This is a genomic window from Roseateles sp. GW821-FHT09B06, assembly GCF_059418245.1.
Genome location: NZ_JBWKPM010000002.1, coordinates 99,700 through 118,550 on the forward strand (window position 1 = coordinate 99,700; position 18,851 = coordinate 118,550).

The 18,851-nt window shown below is 68.3% G+C and carries 11 protein-coding genes; 3 read left to right on the plus strand and 8 right to left on the minus strand.

Annotation, left to right across the window (positions count from 1 at the left end):
- Positions 1-93: 93 nt before the first annotated feature.
- The 8 genes from AC07OQ_RS02310 to AC07OQ_RS02345 form a co-directional block, all read right to left on the minus strand.
- Complete coding sequence (locus AC07OQ_RS02310; protein ID WP_495051469.1) at positions 94-1,869, minus strand: ABC transporter substrate-binding protein; 1,776 nt, start codon at positions 1,867-1,869, stop codon at positions 94-96.
- Positions 1,866-3,683 (minus strand): ABC transporter substrate-binding protein, encoded by a 1,818-nt coding sequence (locus tag AC07OQ_RS02315; RefSeq protein WP_495051470.1) that lies wholly within the window; start codon positions 3,681-3,683, stop codon positions 1,866-1,868. The genes AC07OQ_RS02310 and AC07OQ_RS02315 overlap by 4 nt, the downstream gene beginning before the upstream one ends.
- Entirely contained in the window at positions 3,680-5,410 is a 1,731-nt protein-coding gene (locus AC07OQ_RS02320; protein WP_495051471.1) for an ABC transporter substrate-binding protein, read from the minus strand. Before AC07OQ_RS02320 ends, AC07OQ_RS02315 begins: the two co-directional genes overlap by 4 nt.
- A 78-nt stretch (positions 5,411-5,488) precedes the next feature.
- Positions 5,489-7,336: an ABC transporter substrate-binding protein gene (locus AC07OQ_RS02325; protein ID WP_495051472.1), complete on the minus strand. Its 1,848-nt coding sequence runs from the start codon at positions 7,334-7,336 to the stop codon at positions 5,489-5,491.
- Positions 7,333-9,144 (minus strand): ABC transporter substrate-binding protein, encoded by a 1,812-nt coding sequence (locus AC07OQ_RS02330; protein WP_495051473.1) that lies wholly within the window; start codon positions 9,142-9,144, stop codon positions 7,333-7,335. Before AC07OQ_RS02330 ends, AC07OQ_RS02325 begins: the two co-directional genes overlap by 4 nt.
- On the minus strand, positions 9,141-10,973 hold the full coding sequence (locus AC07OQ_RS02335) for an ABC transporter substrate-binding protein (protein WP_495051474.1): 1,833 nt from the start codon (positions 10,971-10,973) through the stop codon (positions 9,141-9,143). The genes AC07OQ_RS02330 and AC07OQ_RS02335 overlap by 4 nt, the downstream gene beginning before the upstream one ends.
- Before the next feature lie 20 nt (positions 10,974-10,993).
- Positions 10,994-12,817 carry an ABC transporter substrate-binding protein gene (locus AC07OQ_RS02340; protein WP_495051475.1) on the minus strand — a complete coding sequence of 608 codons (1,824 nt, stop codon included), beginning with the start codon at positions 12,815-12,817 and terminating at the stop codon, positions 10,994-10,996.
- 15 nt (positions 12,818-12,832) lie between these two features.
- Positions 12,833-14,659: an ABC transporter substrate-binding protein gene (locus AC07OQ_RS02345; protein ID WP_495051476.1), complete on the minus strand. Its 1,827-nt coding sequence runs from the start codon at positions 14,657-14,659 to the stop codon at positions 12,833-12,835.
- Positions 14,660-15,043: 384 nt separating this feature from the next.
- Here AC07OQ_RS02345 and AC07OQ_RS02350 point away from each other — a divergent pair, with 384 nt between their 5' ends.
- The 3 genes from AC07OQ_RS02350 (at position 15,044) to AC07OQ_RS02360 (ending at position 18,842) form a co-directional block, all read left to right on the plus strand.
- Positions 15,044-15,982 (plus strand): ABC transporter permease, encoded by a 939-nt coding sequence (locus tag AC07OQ_RS02350; protein WP_495051477.1) that lies wholly within the window; start codon positions 15,044-15,046, stop codon positions 15,980-15,982.
- Positions 15,979-17,031, plus strand: a complete 1,053-nt coding sequence (locus AC07OQ_RS02355) for an ABC transporter permease (RefSeq protein ID WP_495051478.1) — start codon at positions 15,979-15,981, stop codon at positions 17,029-17,031. Before AC07OQ_RS02350 ends, AC07OQ_RS02355 begins: the two co-directional genes overlap by 4 nt.
- 122 nt (positions 17,032-17,153) lie before the next feature.
- On the plus strand, positions 17,154-18,842 hold the full coding sequence (locus AC07OQ_RS02360; RefSeq protein ID WP_495051479.1) for an ABC transporter ATP-binding protein: 1,689 nt from the start codon (positions 17,154-17,156) through the stop codon (positions 18,840-18,842).
- Positions 18,843-18,851 lie beyond the last annotated feature (9 nt).

Consider the following 18,851-nt stretch of genomic DNA (forward strand, 5'->3'; position numbering starts at 1 on the left):
CCGGCCGAAACCCGGCGGCCACGAGCATCCGGCGCCGGTGTCAGGTCTTGCCTGTCACCGCCCGATACAAGATGACAGCCCGGCGACGGCGCCTCAGTCCAGATCGACGAAGCGCCACCAGTCGCGCGTGAAGGGGTGGCGCCGGTAGCCGTGCACGCCGGGCTGGCAGAGGTCGGTGCGCAGCGCATGCCAATGGGCCAGATAGGGCATGTAGGCCAGCATCAGGCGGTTCGCGCGCCGCATCAAGGCCAGGCGCTCGGGGCCGTCGGGCAGCGCGCGCTGGCGCTCGTAGAGGGCGTCGTAGGCGGCCAGCCTGAAGCGCGCGTCATTGGACTGGCCGGCATTCGGGCCGTAGGCCATGCCCAGGAAGAAGTCGCCGTCGGGAAAGCTGATGTTCCAGCTGTAGCTCCACATCATCAGCTGACCGGCCAGGGTCTTCTTGATCAGCTCGCCGAAGGTGCCGATCTCGAACTCCATGCGCACACCGAGCGCATCCATGCGCTTCTTCCACAGCTCGTTGAGCGCGCGCTGCCGGGCGTCCTCCAGCCCGGCCAGGCGCAGCACCAGCCGGCTGCCGTCGGGGTTCTCCAGCCAGCCGTCGCCGTCCACGTCCTTGTAGCCGTAGAGGTCCAGCAGCGCGCGGGCGCGCGGCAGGTCGGCGGCGCTCATCTCGCTGCGCAGCGCCGGGTCGTGGCCGTAGACCGCGGCCGGCAGCAGCGACTGCGCCGGCACGCCCTGGCCGCGAAAGACCAGGCGCAGCTCGGCCGCGGTGTCGAAGGCCAGCACGACGGCGCGGCGCAGCGCCACCTTCTCGGGCGCGTAGCCGCCGACCTGGGCATGGTCGAAGTTGAAGAAGGTCAGCCGCGTGTCGGCCCCCTGGGTGCTGCGCGCCGTGATGCCGCGCCGGGCCAGGTTGGGCGCCAGCTTGCCGCCGGGCAGCACCAGCGGCGCCACGCCGGTGGGCATTTCCAGCACCTCGAGCTCGCCGCCGGCAAAGGCCAGCCAGCGCGGCTGCTCCTCGATGATGATGTTGATCTCGACCCGGTCCAGCAGCGGCAGGCGCTTAGCCGCAAGGCGCCGCGCGATCGCCTGGGCCTCGGCATCGTCGGCCGGCGGCTCGGACTCGAAGCGCTGCTCGCGAAAGCCGGGGTTCTTTTCCAGCACGATCTGCGAGCCGCGCCGCCAGCTCGCCAGCCGGAACGGGCCGGTGCCGACCGGATGCGCCATGATGTCGCCGCCATAGGCCTCGACCACCTCGCGCGCCACCGCGCCGGTCAGGCCCGGGTCGGCGAACAGCTGGGCCAGGCGCGGCGCGCTGCGCGCCAGGCGGATCTCGAAACGGTAGCGGTCCAGCGCGCGCAGGCCCTCGACCGGCGCGTCGTAGTCCAGCCCCGTCTTGCGCGCGATGGCGCGTTCGCGCAGGGCCTGCATGCCGAGGATCTGCGCGTTCTCGAAATGGTGCAGGTGCTCGGTCTTCAGGCGCGGGTCGAAGAAGCGCTTGAGGCTGTAGACATAATCGGCCGCCACCAGCTCGCGCGGCTTTCCCTTGAAGGCCGGATCATCGGCGAAGAAGATGCCGGGCCTGAGCGTGAAGACGAAGCGCCGGTGCTCGTCGCCGACCTCGGGCAGGGCCACGCAGGTCTGCGGGATCAGCTTCACCGGCCGCGCCAGGTAGTCGTAGCTCAGCGGCGACTCGAAGATATGGGCATTGACATTGACCGAGGTCTGGTCGGAGACCTGCGGCGGGTCGAAGCCGACCTCGGCGCTGTTGTAGGCGGTGCGCAGCACCTTCGGGCGCCGCGGCTGCGCGCGCGGGCCGGATGCGGCGGGCAGCAGCGCGGAGGCGGCCAGCAGCGTGCGGCGTTTCATGGCTTCGCCCGGCGCTCCATGTCGATGTCGACGAAGTGCCAGAACTCGTTGCGGAACAGCGGCCGGCGGTAGCCGATCAGCCAGGGCTGGGCCAGGTCGTTGATGATGCGGTGCACATGGGTCTTCTCCGGGACATAGGCGGCCTGCAGGCGCTTGGCTTCGCGGAACAGGGTCTCGCGCTCGGGCCCGTCGGGCAGCAGCTGCAGGCGCTCATAGAGCCGGTCGAAGGCCGGCAGCCTGAAGCGCGCATAGTTCTGCGCGCCGGTGGCCGGGCCGTAAAGGCGCTGCAACTGGTCCAGGCCGTCGGGCGAGTTGGCGCTGTTCGCCAGCATCCACAGCTGCAGCTTGCCGGCGCGCGCCTGCTTGAGCTGCTCGGGCCATTTGCCGGCGAAGAAGCGGGTGCGGATGTTGACGGCATCGAAATTGCGCTGCCACAGCTCGTCGTACTGGCGCGAGAGCGCGTCGGGCTGGGTGGCCACCTCGATCACCAGCGGCGCGCCGTCGGGCATGTCGCGCCAGCCGTCGCCGTCCTTGTCGACATAGCCGAACAGGTCCAGCAGCGCCTTGGCGCGCGCCGGATCGAAGTCGCCGTTGACGCTCTTGTAGGCGGGGTCGTAGCCGCTGGTGTGCGGCACCAGCGGCGACTGCGCCACCACCGCCTGGCCGCGGCGCACGCCGTTGATCTCGCGCTCCATGTCCAGCGCGAGCGAGATCGCGCGGCGCAAGGCGACGCGGTCCGGCGAGTAGCCGCCCACCGTCGGGTCCTCGAGATTGAAGAAGGTGTAGGCGCTCTCGGCGCCGAGCACGCGATGGAGCTGGATGCCGCGCCGGGCCAGATTGGGCGCCACCCGGCCGCCGGGCAGGGCCACATTGACGAAGTCCGGCGGCACCCGGTCCAGCAGGTCATGCTCGCCGTTGACGAAGGACAGGTAGCGCGGCTGGCTCTCCTCGATGATGGAGATCTGCACCCGGTCGATCATCGGCAGGCGCCGGCCCTTGAGCCGGGCCAGGATGGCCTGGCCCTCGGCATCGTCGGCGGCGGGCTGGGCGTCGAAGTAGCGCGCGCGATAGCCGGGATTCTTCTCCAGCACGATCAGCGAGCTGCGCCGCCAGTCCTTCAGCACGAAGGGGCCGGTGCCGACCGGATGCTCCATCGCGGCGCCCGGATAGGCCTCGATGACCTCGCGCGCCACCGCGCCGAACAGATCGCTCTGGGCCAGCAGATAGAGCAGGCGCGGGCGCGGCTCGCGCAGGCGGATCTGCAGCGTGTGGCGGTCCAGCGCGCGCAGACCCTCGATGGGCTGGTCGTAGTCGAAGGGTTTCTTGCCGCCGGTGGCCTGCCGGCGCAGCTCGGCCAGGCCGATCACGCCCTGCTCCTCCAGGAAGGCCCAGCCGGCCGCGCTCTTGTTGGCCGGGTCGGCGATGCGCTTCAGGCTGTAGACATAGTCCTCGGCCACCAGCTCGCGCCGGCCCCCGCCGTGGGGGCCCTTGAAGGCCGGGTCGGTGGCGAAGAAGATGCCCGGCTGCAGGCGGATGGTCCAGGTCCGGAAGTCGGCCGACACCTCGGGCATGGCGGCGGCCGTCAGCGGCCGCACCTGCACCGGCCGGGCCAGATAGTCGTAGGCATAGGGCGCCTCGAAGATATGCGGCGTGATGGTGCGCGAGTAGGTGTCGGAGATCTGCGCGGGATCGAAACCGGTCTCGGCGATCAGGAAGGCATACCTCAGCACCTTGGGCGGTGCGGCCGCCCCGGCCGGCACGGCAACGATCATCGTCAGGGCGCTCAGCGCGGCCAGCCAGCGGCGTCGGGTCATTGCGGTTTCTTGCTCGGGTCGATGTCCACGTACTGCCAGAACTGCTGGCTGAACAGCGGCCGCTTGTAGCCGATCAGCCAGGGCTGGCTGAGGTCGGTGACGACGCGGTGGATCAGGAATTTCTGCGGCATATAGGCGGCGCTGAGCTTCTGCGCCTCGCGCAGCAGGGCCAGGCGCTCGGGCCCGTCGGGCAGGGCCTGCATCTGCTCGTAGATCGCGTCGAAGCGCGGCAGCTTGAAGCGGCCCAGGTTCTGGCCGCCCGCCGCCGGGCCGTACAGCAGCTCCAGCCCCGGCTGCACATCGGGCGTGTTGGCGCTGTAGCCCAGCTGCCAGAGCATCAGCTGGCCGGCGCGCGCCGCCTTCAGCTGCTCGGGCCACAGCGCGATCTTGATCTCGAGCCGGATGCGCAGCGCGTCCATGTCGCGCTGCCACATCTCCTGGAAGGCGCGCGAGCGCGCATCGTTCTGGCTGTGGAACTGGATCACCAGCGGGCCGCCGTCGGGCCGGTCGCGCCAGCCGTCGCCGTCCTTGTCGGTGTAGCCGTACAGGTCCAGCAGGGCCTTGGCGCGCGCCGGGTCGTAGTCGCCGTTCTCGCTCTTGAAGCGGATGTCGTAGCCCCAGGTGGCGGGCGCCACCACGCTCTGGGCCGTCACGGCCTGGCCGCGCCAGACCGAGCTGACCTGGCGCTGCACGTCGGTGCCCAGCGCGACGGCGCGGCGCAGCGCCACCTTGTCGGGCGTGTAGCCGCCGACCACCGGATCGTCCATGTTCCAGTAGTACATGTAGCGGTCGGGATTCAGCACCCGCTCCATCTGGATGCCCTGCTTGGCCAGGTTCGGCGCCAGCCGGCCGTTGGGAATGGCGATCGGCGCGAAGGGCGCGGGCACCAGCCAGGACAGGTCGAACTCGCCGTTCAGGAAGGACAGCCAGCGCGGCTGGTCTTCCTCGATGATGGAGACCTCGACGCGGTCCACCATCGGCAGGCGCCGGCCCTTGAAGCGCGCCAGCAGGGCCTGGCCCGAGGCGTCGTCGGCGCTCGGCTCGCCGTCGTAGTAGCGCTCGCGAAAGCCCGGGTTCCGCTCCAGCACGATCTGCGAGCTGCGCCGCCAGCCGGTCAGCCGGAACGGGCCGGTGCCGACCGGGTGTTCCATCGCGCGGGCCTGACCGTAATGCTCGATCACCTCGCGCGCCACCGCGCCGAACTGGTCGCCGCCGGCCAGGGTGAAGATGAAGCGCGGGCGCGGCTGCTTCAGGCGGAACTGCAGCGTATAGCGGTCCAGCGCGCGCAGGCCCTCGACCGGCTTGTCGTAGTCGAAGGGCTTCTTGTCCTTCAGCGCCTGCTGGCGCAGCTCGTCCAGGCCGCGGATGCCGGCGTCGTTGATATAGGAATAGGACGGGCTCTTGTTGACCGGGTCGAAGAAGCGCTTGAAGGCGTAGACGAAGTCCTCGGCCACCAGCTCGCGCCGGCCCCCGCCGTGAAGGCCTTTGAAGGCCTCGTCCGCGGCGAAGAAGATGCCGGGCCGGATGCGCACGGTCCAGGTCTTGAAGTCGTCGGCCACCTCGGGCATGCCGGCCGCCACATTGGGCTTCACCTTGTAGGGCCGCGCCAGGTAGTCGTACTCGTAGAGCCCGTCGAAGATATGGCTGGTGACGATGCGCGAGTAGAGATCGGAGATCTGCGCCGGATCGAAGCCGGTCTCGCCGGCGTTGAAGGCATAGCGCAACACCTTGGGCGGCGGCCGCCTGCGCGGCGCCGGCCATCAGCAAGGCCGCGGCCACCGCGACACACCAGCGCCCCACGGTCCTCATGCGCCGGTCTTCGCCTTCTTGGCGTCCATGTCCACGTCGATGTACTGCCAGAACTGGTTGCCGAACAGCGGCCGGCGGTAGCCCTGCACCCAGGGCTGGGTCAGCTCGGTCAGCACGCGGTGCACCAGGTATTTCTGCGGCATGTAGGCGGTGATGATCTTCTGCGCCTCGCGCAGCAGGGCCATGCGCTCGGGGCCGTCGGGCAGGCGCTGCATCTGCTCGTAGACCTCGTCGAAGCGCTTGTGTCTGAAGCGGCCCAGGTTCTGGCCGCCGGCGGTCGGGCCATAGAGGATCTCCAAGCCTGGCTGGGTGTCGGGCGTGCTCGCGGTGAAACCCAGCTGCCAGATCATCAGTTGGCCGGCGCGCGCCGCCTTCAGCTGCTCGGGCCATTTGCCGGCCTTGATGTTCAGCCTCAGGCCCAAGTTGTCCATGTTCTTCTTCCACAGCTCGTCGAAGCTGCGCGACAGCGCATCGGGCTGGCTGGCGTATTCGATCAGCAAGGGCTTGCCGTCGGGCTGCTCGCGCCAGCCGTCGCCGTCCAGGTCCTTGTAGCCGTACATGTCCAGCAGGGCGCGGGCGCGCGCCAGGTCGTAGTCGCCGTTCTCGGTCTTGTAGTCGGGGTCGTAGCCCCAGGTGCCGGGCGCGACCACGCTCTGCGCCGGCACGGCCTGGCCGCGCCGCACCGTGTTGATCTCGCGCTGGGTGTCGGTGCCCAGCGCGATGGCGCGGCGCAGCGCCACCTTCTCGGGCGCATGGCCGCCGACCAGCGGGTCTTCCATATTGAAGTAGTAGAGCGTGCGGTCGGGGTTGACCAGGCGCTCCAGCTGGATGCCCTGCTTGGCCAGATTGGGCGCCAGCCGGCCCTTGGGCGCGGCCACATTGGCGAACTCCAGCGGCACGCTGATGTAGTCGATCTCGCGGTTCAAGAAGGACAGCCAGCGCGGCTGGCTTTCCTCGATGATCGAGACCTCGACCCGGTCCAGCATCGGCAGGCGCCGGCCCTTGAACTTCGCCAGCAGGGCCTGGCCCGCGGTATCGTCGGCATTCGGCTCGGCGTCGTAGTAGAGCTCGCGGAAGTTCGGGTTGCGCTCCAGCACCATCTGCGAGCTGCGGCGCCACTTGCTGAGCATGAAGGGGCCGGTGCCGACCGGATGCTCCATGGCCCGGCCGGCGTAATGCTCGATCACCTCGCGCGCCACCGCACCGTACTGGTCGCCGCCGGCCAGGCTGAAGATGAAGCGCGGGCGCGGCTCCTTCAGGCGGTACTGGATGGTGTAGCGGTCCAGCGCGCGCAGGCCCTCGACCGGTTGGTCATAGTCGAAGGGCTTTTTGCTCTTCAGCGCCTGCTGGCGCAGCTCGTCCAGGCCCAGGATGCCGGCATCGTTGAAGTAGGAATAGGCCGGGCTCTTGGTGGCGGGGTCGAAGAAGCGCTTGAGCGCGTAGACGAAGTCCTCGGCCACCATCTCGCGCTTCCTGCCGCCGAAGGCCTCGTCGGGCGCGTAATAGACGCCCGGCTGGATCTTGACGGTCCAGACCCGGTAGTCCTCGCTGACCTCGGGCATGCCGAGCGCGACATTGGGCTTGACCTTGTAGGGCCGGGCCAGGTGGTCGTATTTGTAGAGCGCGTCGAAGATATGGCCGGTCACAATGCGCGAGTAGAGGTCGCTGATCTGGGCCGGGTCGAAGCCGGTCTCGGCGATCACGAAGGCATAGCGGAACACTTTGGGCTCGGGCGCCGCGGCGGCCAAACCCGGGCTCAGCAGGGCGGCACCGCAGGCCGCGGCGGCCAGCAGGGTTTTGATCTTCTTCAGCATCATGGTCGCGGCCTCGCTGCGTTCGCTCAATTCTTCTTGCCGGGCTCGATGTCCACGTACTCCCACCAGCCCAGCTTGAACGGGTGGCGGCGGTAGCCGACCAGCTGCGGCTGGGCCAGGTCGGTCACATAGCGGTGGCCCCTGTACTTGTAGGGCATGTAGGCGGCGACGATGCGCTTGCTCTCGCGGAACAGGGCCACGCGCTCGGGGCCGTCGGCCATCACGCCGGTGCGCTCGAAGATGCGGTCGGCCGCCGCCAGGCGGAAGCGGGCATAGTTCTGGCCACCGATGTGCGGGCTGTAGAGCTGGGTCAGGAAGTCCTGACCGTCGGGCATCGCGGCCGAGGCGCCCAGCCCCCAGATCTGGAACTTGCCGGCGCGCAGCGCCTTCAGGTTCTCGGGCCATTTGCCGGGCTTGTAGCTGACCCGCAGCCCCACCTTGGCCAGCGCCTTCTGCCAGATCTCGTCGATCTGGCGCTGCGCGCCGTCCGGCGTGGTCAGGCTTTCCAGCAGCAGCGGGGCGCCGTCGGGCTGCTCGCGCCAGCCGTCGCCGTCGCGGTCCACATAGCCATAGAGGTCCAGCAGCGCCTTGGCGCGCGCCGGGTCGTAATCGCTCATCGCGCTCTTGAACTCGGGCTCGTAAGCGCCGGTATGCGGCATGAACATCGACTGCGCCGGGATCGCCTGGCCGCGGCGCGCCTGGCGGATCTCGCGCTCCACGTCGGTGGCCAGGCCGATGGCGCGGCGCAGCGCGATGCGCTCGGGCGTGTAACCGCCGATCAGCGCATCCTCCATATTGAACACGGTGAAGAGCACATCGGCATTCAGCACCCGGTAGCCCTGCATGCCCTTCTTGGCCAGGTTGGGCGCCAGCTTGCCCTGGGGCATGACCTGGGTGATGAACTCGTCGGGCACACGCTCCAGCAGGTCGAACTCGCCGCCCAGGAAGGACAGCCAGCGCGGCTGGTTCTCCTCGATGATGGCGACCTCCACCCGGTCAACCATGGGCAGGCGCCGGCCCTTGAACTTCGCCAGCAGGGCCTGGCCCTCGGCGTCATCGGCATTCGGCTGGGCCCCGTAGTAGCGCTCGCGGTAGCCGGGGTTCTTCTCCAGCACGATGCGCGAGCTGCGCCGCCATTCCTTCAGGAGGAAAGGTCCGGTGCCCACCGGATGCTCCATGCTGCGGTCGGGATAGGCCTCCACCACCTCGCGCGCCATCGCGCCGTACAGATCGCCCTGGGCCAGGATGCCGGGCAGGCGCGGGCGGCTGTCCTTCAGCCGGAACTGCAGCGTGTAGCGGTCCAGCGCGCGCAGGCCCTCGATGGGCTTGTCGTAGTCGAAGGGCTTGCCGCTCTTGCGCAGCTCGTCGCGGTACTCGGCCAGGCCGATGAAGCCCTGTTCTTCGATCTCGCTCCAGTGCGAGGAGTTGACCAGCGGATCGGCCACGCGCTTGAAGGCATAGACATAGTCCTCCGCCACCAGCTCGCGCTTCTTGCCGCCGAAGGCCGGGTCGTCGGCAAAGTAGATGCCGGGCTTGATGCGAATGGTCCAGGTCTTGAAGTCCGCACCGGTCTCGGGCAGGGCCTCGGCGGTGACGGGCACCAGCTTGGCCGGCCGCGCCAGGTGGTCGTAGCCGTACAGGCCCTCGAAGATATGGGCGGTGACGGCGCGCGAGTAGATGTCGCTGATCTTGGCCGGGTCGAAGCCGGTCTCGGCGACGCGGAAGGAATAGCGCAGCACCTTGGCGGCCGGCGCCTGGGCCGCGGCGCCGCCGAGCTGCAGCGCGAGCAGGAGGCCGGCCAGGCCGGCGTGTAGCAGTCTCTTCTTCTTCATCATCATGGCGTCGTCACTCGGGGGGCGGTCTTCGGGCTGCTGTCGGTGTCCACGTATTGCCACCAGTCCAGCCAGAACAGGGTGCGACGGTAGCCGATCAGCCAGGGCTGGGCCAGGTCGGTGACGATGCGGTGCACATGCTGCTTGTAGGGCAGGTAGGTGGCGCTGATGCGCTTGGCCTCCAGGAACAGGGCTTCGCGCTCGGGGCCGTCGGGCAGGCCCTTCATGCGGTCGAAGATCTCGTTGAAGGCCGGGTCGTTGAAGCGCGAGAGGTTCTGCGTCCCGCTGGCCGGGCCGTAGAGGCGCTGCAGCGCGCTCTGCCCGTCGGGCTGCGAGGCCAGCGAGGCCACGCCCCAGATCATGAAATTGCCGCTGCGCGCGGCCTTCAGGTTCTCGGGCCACTTGGCAACCTTGAGCTTGAGCCGGAGGCCGATGGCGGCGAGGTTCTTGTCGAACAGCTCGTCGAGCTGGCGCGAGGCGTTGTCGGACTGGGTGCGCCGCTCGATCACCAGGGGCGCTCCCGATGGCAGGTCGCGCCAGCCGTCGCCGTCGCGGTCGACATAGCCATACAGGTCCAGCAGGGCCTTGGCGCGAGCCGGGTCGTAGTCGCTCATCTCCGATTTGTAGGCGGCCGCATAGCCGGTGGTGTGCGGCACCACCGGCGACTGTGCCGGCACCGCCTGGCCGCGCCGCACCAGGCGGATCTCGCGCGGGATGTCGATGGCCAGCGAGATGGCCCGGCGCAGCGCCACCTGGGCCGGCCCCATGCCGCCCAGCACCGGGTGGTCCATATTGAAGGTGGTGAGGGTGGCGTCGGGCGTGATCACCTGGGCCGGCTGGATGCCGCGCTTGGCCAGATTGGGCGCCAGCCTGCCACCGGGCATGGCCTGCACGATGAACTCCTCGGGCACGCGCTCGATCAGCTCGTGCTCCCGGTTCAGGAAGGACAGCCAGCGCGGCTGGCTTTCCTCGATCACCGAGATCTCGACCCGGTCCACCATCGGGATGCGCCGGCCCGCGAAACGCTTGGCCCAGGCCTGGCCCTCGGCATCGCCCTGTGCGGGCTGGGCGTCGTAATGGCGCTCGCGGTAGTCGGGGTTCTTCTCGAACACGATCAGCGAGCTGCGGCGCCAGCTCTTGAGCCGGAAGGGGCCGGTGCCGACCGGGTGCTCGCTGATCTTGTCGCCGTAATGCTCGACCACCTCGCGCGCCAGCGCGCCATAGAGGTCGTTGCCGGCCAGGATGGATTCCACCAGGCGCGGGCGCGGCTGCACGGTCTTGAGCTGCAGCGTGTAGCGGTCCAGCACGCGCAGGCCTTCGATCTCGGTGTCGTAGGCAAAGGGCTTCTTGCTCTTGAGGGCCTGCTGGCGCAGCTCGGCCAGGCCGACGAAGCCGGCCTCCTCGAAGCTGGTCCAGCCCTGGCTCTTCAGCGCCGGGTCGGCGAAGCGCTTGAAGCTGTAGACGAAGTCCTGCGCCGTCACCTCACGCTTGCGGCCGCCGAAGGCGGCATCGTCGGCGAAGTAGATGCCGGGCCGCAGGCGCACCGTGAAGGTCTTGAAGTCGGGGCTGATCTCGGGCAGCTCCGTCGCGATCAGCGGCACGATCCTGGCCGGCCGCGCCAGATAGTCGTAGCTGTAGAGCGACTCGAAGATGTGCGAGGTCAGGATGCGCGAGTAGATGTCGCTCAGCTGGCTGGGGTCGAAGCCGGTCTCGGCCACGCGGAAGGCGTAGCGCAGCACCTTGGGCTCGGCGGCCGCGGCCGGCAGCGGCGCGCCGGCGGCCCAGGCGAGGGCCAGGCCGGCCAGCAGGCGGGACAGGAGGGGGCTGGACTTCATCGGGGCGATCATCGGGGCAGTCAACGAGGCGTCGAGGCGGGCGGCTGGCTGTCGACGTAGCGCCAGAAGCTGTAGAGGAAAGGGTGGGGCTTGTAGCCGCTCACCCAGGGCTGGGTCAGGCCCAGGCCGATGCGGTGCACATGGGCCTTGATCGGCATGTAGGCCACCAGCAGGCGCGTGGCCTCGCGGATCGCGGCCTGGCGCTCGGGGCCGTCGGGCAGCTGCTGGATGCGCTGGTAGATGCGGTCGTACTCGGGCAGCGCGAAGCGCACCAGATTGTCCTCGCCCTTCGATGGGCCGTAGGCCATCGCCAGCGACTGCTCGGCGTCGGGCATGGTCGCGGTATTGCCCAGGTTCCACATCATCAGCTGGCCGGCGCGCGCGGCCTTCAGTTGCTCGGGCCACAGGCCGGCCTTGAACTCGATGCGCAGGCCCACCGCGTCCATGTACTTCTTCCAGTGCTCATTGAACTGGCGCGAGAGATTGTCGGGCTGGGTGTAGAACTGCAGCACCAGCGGCCGGCCGTCGGGCTGCTCGCGCCAGCCGTCGCCGTCCCTGTCCACATAGCCGTACAGGTCCAGCAGGGCCTTGGCACGCGCCGGGCTGTACTCGCTCATCTCGCTCTTGAAGTCGGCGTCGTAGCCGAAGGCGGCGGGCGTCGTCAGGCCTTGGGCCGGGATGGCCAGGCTCTTGCGCAGCTGGCGGATCTCGGACTCGTTGTCGTAGGCCAGCGCGATCGCTCGGCGCAGCGCGACCCGCTCGGGCGTGTAGCCGCCGACCAGCGGATCCTCCATATTGAAATAGGTGAACACCAGGTCGGAGCGCAGCATCTGGTGCAACTGCATGCCGCGCTTGGCCAGGTTCGGCGCCAGCGCGCCGCCCGGCGCGGCCAGGCTCGCGTAGTCGTAGGGCACGGCCACGAAGTCAAAGTCATTGGCCAGATAGGCCAGCCACAGCGGCTGCGATTCGGCAATCACCGAGATCTCGACGCGCTCGACCAGCGGCAGACGCCGGCCGTGCAACTGCTGCGCGATCCGCTGGTCGCGCGCGTCACCGGCGCTGGGCTGCTCGGCGTAGAACTCCTCGCGGTAATTCGGGTTGCGCTCGAACACCATGCGCGAGCTGCGCCGCCATTCGGCCAGCCGGAAGGGGCCGGTGCCGACCGGATGCTCCATGATGCTGTCGCGGTAAGCCTCGACCACCTCGCGCGCCACCGCGCCGCTCATGCCCGGGTGGGTCAGGATGTGCTCGAAACGCGGGCTGGAGCGCCCCAGCTTGATCTGCAGCGTGTAGCGGTCGGGCGCCTGCAGGCCCTCGACCGGCGCGTCGTAGTCGAAGGGCTTGCCACCCTTGAGCGCGCGCTGGCGCAACTCGTCCAGGCCGAGAATCTGCTCGGCGCGGTACTGCGCATAGCGCGGGCTCTTCCAGTGCGGATCGAAATGGCGCTTGATCGAATAGACGTAGTCGGCCGCCACCAGCTCACGCTTGACGCCCTTGAAGACCGGGTCGTCGGCGAAGTGGATGCCGGGCCGGATGCGCAGCGTGAAGGTCTTGAAGTCGGCCGAGACCTCGGGCATGGCCGCCGCGGTGGCCGGCTTGATGCGCACCGGGCGCGTCAGGTAGTCGTAGGTCAGCGGCGCATCGAAGATGTTGGCCGCCACCGTGTTCGAGTAGAGGTCGGAGATCTGCGCCGGGTCGAAGCCGGTTTCGGCGATCGGGAAGGCATAGCGCAGCACCTTGGGCTGCGCCTGGGGGGCCGTGCCGGCCGCACCGGCCCAGCCGACCGCCAGACACAGCAGGGCGCCGCAGGCGACGCGTCCGAGCAGGCGGCTGAGGGGCTGCATCGCGGCGCGCCCCGGTCAGGAGCCCCGGCGCTGCTTCAGCAGCTCGGTGTCGATGTCCACGTACTGCCAGAAATCGCGCACGAACACGTTGCGGTCGTAGCCGAGCACCCAGGGCTGGCTGAGATCCGTGAACAGGCGATGCACCGAGATCTTGTAGGGCATGTAGGCGATCATCAGCCGGGCCGCCTGCTCCATCACCGCCTGGCGTTCGGGGCCGTCGGGTAGCATCTTCTGCTTCTCGTACAGCGCGTTGTAGGCCGGCAGGTCGAAGCGCGACTTGTTGGCCGAGCCCTTGGCGCGGCCGTCGCCCAGCGCCAGGAAGGTGTCGCCGTCGGGCGCCGTGGCCACCCAGCTGACCTGCCACATCTGCAGCTTGCCGGCATTGGCGCTCTTCAGGTTCTCGGGCCATTTGGCGGTCTTGAACTCGATGCGCACGCCCAGCGCGTCCATGTTCTTCTGCCATTGCTCGATCAGCTGGCGGCTCTGGCTGTCGGGCTGGGTCGCGAAGTTCAGCACCAGCGGCGCTCCGGAAGGCAGATCGCGCCATCCATCCCCGTCGCGGTCGACATAGCCATACATGTCGAGCAGGGCCTTGGCCTTGGGCAGGTTGAATTCGCTCATCTCGGACTTGTAGTCCGCGCGGTAGCCGAAGGTGCCGGGGCCGAACGGCCCCTGGGCCGCCAGGGCCTGGCCGCGGCGCGGCAGGCGGATCTCCTTGTCGATGTCCACCGCCAGGCTGATGGCGCGACGCAGCGCGACCTTGTCGGGCGTGTAGCCGCCGACCACCGGATCTTCCATATTGAAGTAGGAGAACGCGACCTCGGGGTAGGGGAAGCGCACCGCGCGCATGCCCTTCTTGGCCAGATTCGGCGCCAGCTGGCCGTTGGGCGTCGCGATGCTGACGTATTCCGAGGGCACCTCCTCCAGCACATCGGCCTCGCCGTTCAGGAAGGACAGCCAGCGCGGCTGGTTCTCCTCGATGATCGCGATCTCGACCCGGTCGGTCAGCGGCAGGCGGCGGCCCTTCAGCTTGGCGGCCTGCGCCTTCAGCACCGGGTCGGCGTCGGCCCGCGGCTGCTCGTCGTAGAGTTCCTCGCGGTAGTTCGGGTTCTTCTCCAGCACGATGCGCGAGCTGCGGCGCCATTCGGCCAGACGGTAGGGCCCGGTGCCGACCGGGTGCTCCATGATCTTGTCGCCATAGAACTCCACCACCTCGCGCGCCAGCGCGCCCAGGAAGGCCGAGTCGGCGAACTGGTTGATGAAGCGCGGGTCGCCGACGCCCAGCTTGATGCGGAAGGTGTAGCGGTCCAGCAGCTGCAGGCCCTCGACCTCGCGGTCGTAGTCGAAGGGCTTCTTCGCGGCCATCAGTTCCTTACGCAACTCCGACAGGCCCAGGATCTTGACGTTCTCCAGCAGGTAGAGATTGCGGCTGTTCAGCTTGGGGTCGTAGTGGCGCCTGATCGAGTAGAGGTAGTCGGCCGCGGTCAGCTCGCGCTTCTGGCCCTTGAAGGCCGGATCGTCGGCGAAGTGGATGCCGGGCCGGATCCTGAAGGTCAGGGTCTTGAAATCCTCCGACACCTCGGGCATGGCCGCGGCGGTGGACGGACGCATCTGGAAGGGCCGCGCCAGATAGGCAAACTCCAGCGGCGCCTCGAAGATGCCGGCCGAAACGGCCTTGGAATAGCGGTCGCTGATCTGCGCCGGGTCGAAACCGGTCTCGGCGACGCGGAACGAATACCTCAGCACCTTGGCCTCGGGCGCCGCCGACTGGGCCGGCGCCGCGAGGGAAACAGCGCCGAGCAGGGCCGCCAGGGCGGCGGCACGCGCAAAACCACGTCGCATCACGTCAGAAATCCTTATCGCAAACCAGGGCGCCGCCGTCCTCGTGGGCAGCGGCGCGTCACATTCTTGTGAGCCGGCGCAGGGTGGACGCGGGCTCGGGGCAAGCCGCGCAGTCTAAGGGCCCGCCCGGCCGAAAGCCATGCACGCCAACCCCAACCCGGGCGGGAAAGGGCCCGCAGGGCGCGCATTCTGGACCAGAAATCGCCCGCAACCCCGATTCCGTGCGGCCCACGGCGCCCCGACCCGCGTAAAGCAAGGGCAAATGCGGGTGAATACCGAGGCCGGCCTCCATTAGACTCGCGCCTGCTTTCCACTGGGAACCCCGGTCGCCACAAGTGTCCGGGGTTTCACTTTTAGTCAGACCTTTCCCGGAGACCGACAGCGATGGCGGCATACCTGATAAGGCGCCTGTGGCAAATGATCCCCACCCTGCTGGGCGTCGTGTTGCTGGTGTTCTTTCTCTTCAAATACTTCGGCGGCGACCCCGCGGAAATCCTCGGCGGCCTGAACGCCAGCCCCGAACAGATCAACGCCATCCGCGAGCAGCTGGGCCTGAACAAGCCGGTCTGGGAACAGCTCTGGATCTTCATCCAGCAGATCGTCACCTTCGACTGGGGCAAGAGCTGGGCCACCAATGAATCGGTCGCGAGCCTGTTCTCCAGCCGTCTGCCGGCCACCTTGACGGTGATGCTGCCAATCCTGCTGCTGGAAGTGCTGCTGGCCATCCCCTTCGCGCTGGCCGTGGCCTATGTGCGCGGCAGCCTGACCGACCGCGCCGTGATGATCATCACGACGGTGGCGGTCTCGATCTCGCTGCTGGTCTACGTGATCGTCGCCCAGTATGTGTTCGCGTTCCGCCTGGGCTGGTTCCCGGTGCAGGGCTGGACCGACAGCGTCTGGACCAATCTGACCACCTATGCGCCGCTGCCGGTGCTGGTGGCCGTGGCCGTTGCGCTGGCGCCGCAGACGCGTCTGTACCGCACCTTCTTCCTGGACGAGATCGGCCACGACTATGTGCGCACCGCGCGCGCCAAGGGCATGACCGAGCGCACCATCCTGCTCAAGCATGTGCTGCGCAACGCGATGATCCCGATCCTGACCAATGTCGCCGTGGCGCTGCCGGGCGTGTTCGTCGGCAGCTTCCTGCTGGAGGTGTTCTTCTCGATCCCGGGCCTGGGCCGCGAGATCCTGCTGGCCGTGAACCGCAGCGACTATCCGGTGATCCAGGCCTTCGCGATCTACATCGCCTTCCTGACCATGGTGGTCAATCTCCTCACCGACCTGCTGTACAAGCTGGTTGACCCACGGGTGGTGCTGAAATGAGCGCGGTACTTTCTCAGACTTCCGCCGCGGCCAAGCCACAGCGCTCCGAAGGCGTCTGGGCCGCGTCCTGGCACCGCATGCGCGCCGACAAGGTCGGCATGGTCTGCATGACCATCGTCGGCCTGTTCCTGCTGCTGGTGCTGGCCTCCGGTGTCGGCCTGGTGGCGAAGAACTGGCAGAAGGAAGTGGGCGTACCGAATGCGCCGCCGACCCTGATGGGGCCGGCGCCGGCCGAGGCCACCGGCACGATCGCCGTGCCCAAGGGGCCGAACGTGGACCTCAGCGACATCGACCCGCTGGCGCCGCGCTACAAGGAATGGGACGAGCGCGCCAAGCAGTTCAAGACCGAGGAGACCGTCAAGGCCGAGACCCTGCCCTTCGGCGGCGACCGCCTGGGCCGCGACGTGCTGGCCAAGGCCATCAAGGGCGCCGAGGTCTCGATCATGGTGGGCGTGCTGGCGGCCGTCGTGGCCACCATCATCGGCACCGTGCTGGGTGCGGTCTCGGGCTTCTTCGGCGGCAAGGTCGGTGACTTCCTGGAATGGCTCTACAACGTCTTCACCGCCATCCCCGGCATCCTCTTGATCTTCGCCTTCGCGGTGATCTTCGGCCGCGGCGTGCTGTCGGTGGTGATGATCCTGGGCCTCGCCGGCTGGCCCGGCATCTACCGCCTGATCCGCGCCGAGTTCATGAAGCATTCGGTGCGCGAGTATGTGCGCTCGGCCGAGGCCATCGGCGCCTCCAAGACCAGCCGCATGTTCAAGCACATCCTGCCGAACGTGTCGCATGTGGCGCTGGTGCAGCTCTCGCTGCATGTGGTGGGCTTCATCAAGAGCGAGGTGATCCTGTCCTATCTGGGCCTGGGCGTCGGCGTGGACCAGGTGTCCTGGGGCACGATGCTGGCCGAGAGCCAGAGCGAGCTGATCCTGGGCTACTGGTGGCAGCTGGCCGCCGTGACCGCCTTCATGGCGGTGTTCGTGACCGCCTTCGCGCTGTTCACCGACGCGCTGCGCGATGCGCTGGACCCGAAGCTGCGCGGCCTGGAGTGAAAGTTCACCCCCTACGCGCTGCGCGCGCCCCCTCAAGGGGGCGAGCCCGGCAGACCGGCAGAGCCGGATCCGCGGGCTCCGCTCGGTAAGACCGGCGCGCATTGCGAGACAGGAGATTTGATATGTTGCTATCCATTCAAGACCTGAAGGTCGCCTTCCGCATGGGCAAGGTCGACGGCCAGATGCAGCGCCAGCTGGCCGTCAAGGGCGTCAGCTTCGACATTCCCGAGAACAGCACGGTGGCCCTGGTCGGCGAGTCGGGTTCGGGCAAGAGCGTCACCGCGATGTCCATCCTGAACCTGCTGCCCAGCAACGCCGAGCGCGAGGGCAAGATCGAGTTCCAGGGCCGCGACCTGCTGCGCACCTCGCTGCCCGAGCTGCAGGCCATCCGCGGCAAGGAAATCGCCTGCGTGTTCCAGGATCCGATGACCTCGCTGAACCCCGTGTTCACGGTGGCCGACCAGATCATGGAGCCGCTGATCAAGCACATGGGCATGAGCCGCCGCCAGGCCCTGGCGCGTGCCGAGGAGCTGCTCAACGAGGTCGGCATCCCCGAGCCGAAACGCCGGCTCAAGAGTTATCCGCACGAGATGTCCGGCGGCCAGCAGCAGCGCGTGATGATCGCCGTGGCGCTGGCCTGTTCGCCCAAGCTGCTGATCGCCGACGAACCGACCACCGCGCTGGACGTGACCATCCAGCGCCAGGTGATGGAGCTGATGGCCAAGCTCAAGGAGTCGCACAAGATGAGCATGCTGTTCATCTCGCACGACCTGGGCGTGGTGGGCGAGATCTCGGACCATGTCGTCGTGATGCGCCATGGCCAGATCCGCGAGAAGGCGCCGGTGGCCGAGATCTTCAAGGCCCCGCAGGACGGCTACACCAAGGCCCTCTTGGCCTGCCGCCCCTCGCTGAGCGAGAACCCGGCCCGTCTGATGGTGATCGACGATCACATCGCCGGGCGCGCCGCCAGCAACGAGAGCAAGGCCAAGGATCCCACGGCGCCGGTGATCCTGGAGGCGCGCGGCCTGAAGAAGAGCTTCTTCTTCAAGGAGGGCCTGTTCGGCAAGAAGGAGTTCAAGGCCGTCAAGGGCGTGAACTTCCAGCTGAAGAAGGGTCACACGCTGGGCGTGGTGGGCGAGTCGGGCTCCGGCAAGACCACGATGGGCCTGACCCTCTTGCGCCTGCACGAGCCCAGCGGCGGCGAAGTGCTGTTCGAGGGCAAGGACCTCTTGAAGATGAGCGGCAACGACTGGCAGAAGATGCGCCGCCGCATCCAGGTGGTGTTCCAGAATCCCTATGCCTCGCTGAACCCGCGCTTCACGATCGGCCAGACCCTGCTGGAGCCGATGGAGATCCACGGCATCGGCAAGAGCCTGGCCGAGCGCCAGGCCAAGGCCAGCGAGCTGCTGCAGAAGGTCGGACTGGACGACAGCGCGCTGAACAAATACCCGCACGAATTCTCCGGCGGCCAGCGCCAGCGCATCGCGATCGCGCGCTGCCTGACCCTGAACCCCGAGGTGCTGGTGCTGGACGAGGCCGTTTCGGCGCTGGACGTCTCGGTCCAGGCCCAGGTGCTGAACCTCTTGAAGGACCTGCAGGACGAGTTCGGCCTGAGCTACATCTTCATCAGCCATGACCTGGCCGTCGTGAAGTTCATCTCGGACGAGGTGCTGGTGATGCAGAACGGCGACGTGGTCGAGCAGAGCGAGACCCAGGCCCTGCTGGCCGCGCCGCAGCAGGAGTACACGCGCCGCCTGCTGGGCGCGGTGCCGCGCGGCTACCAGGAGGCCGGCGCGGCCCAGGCCGCCTGAGCCGGCCCC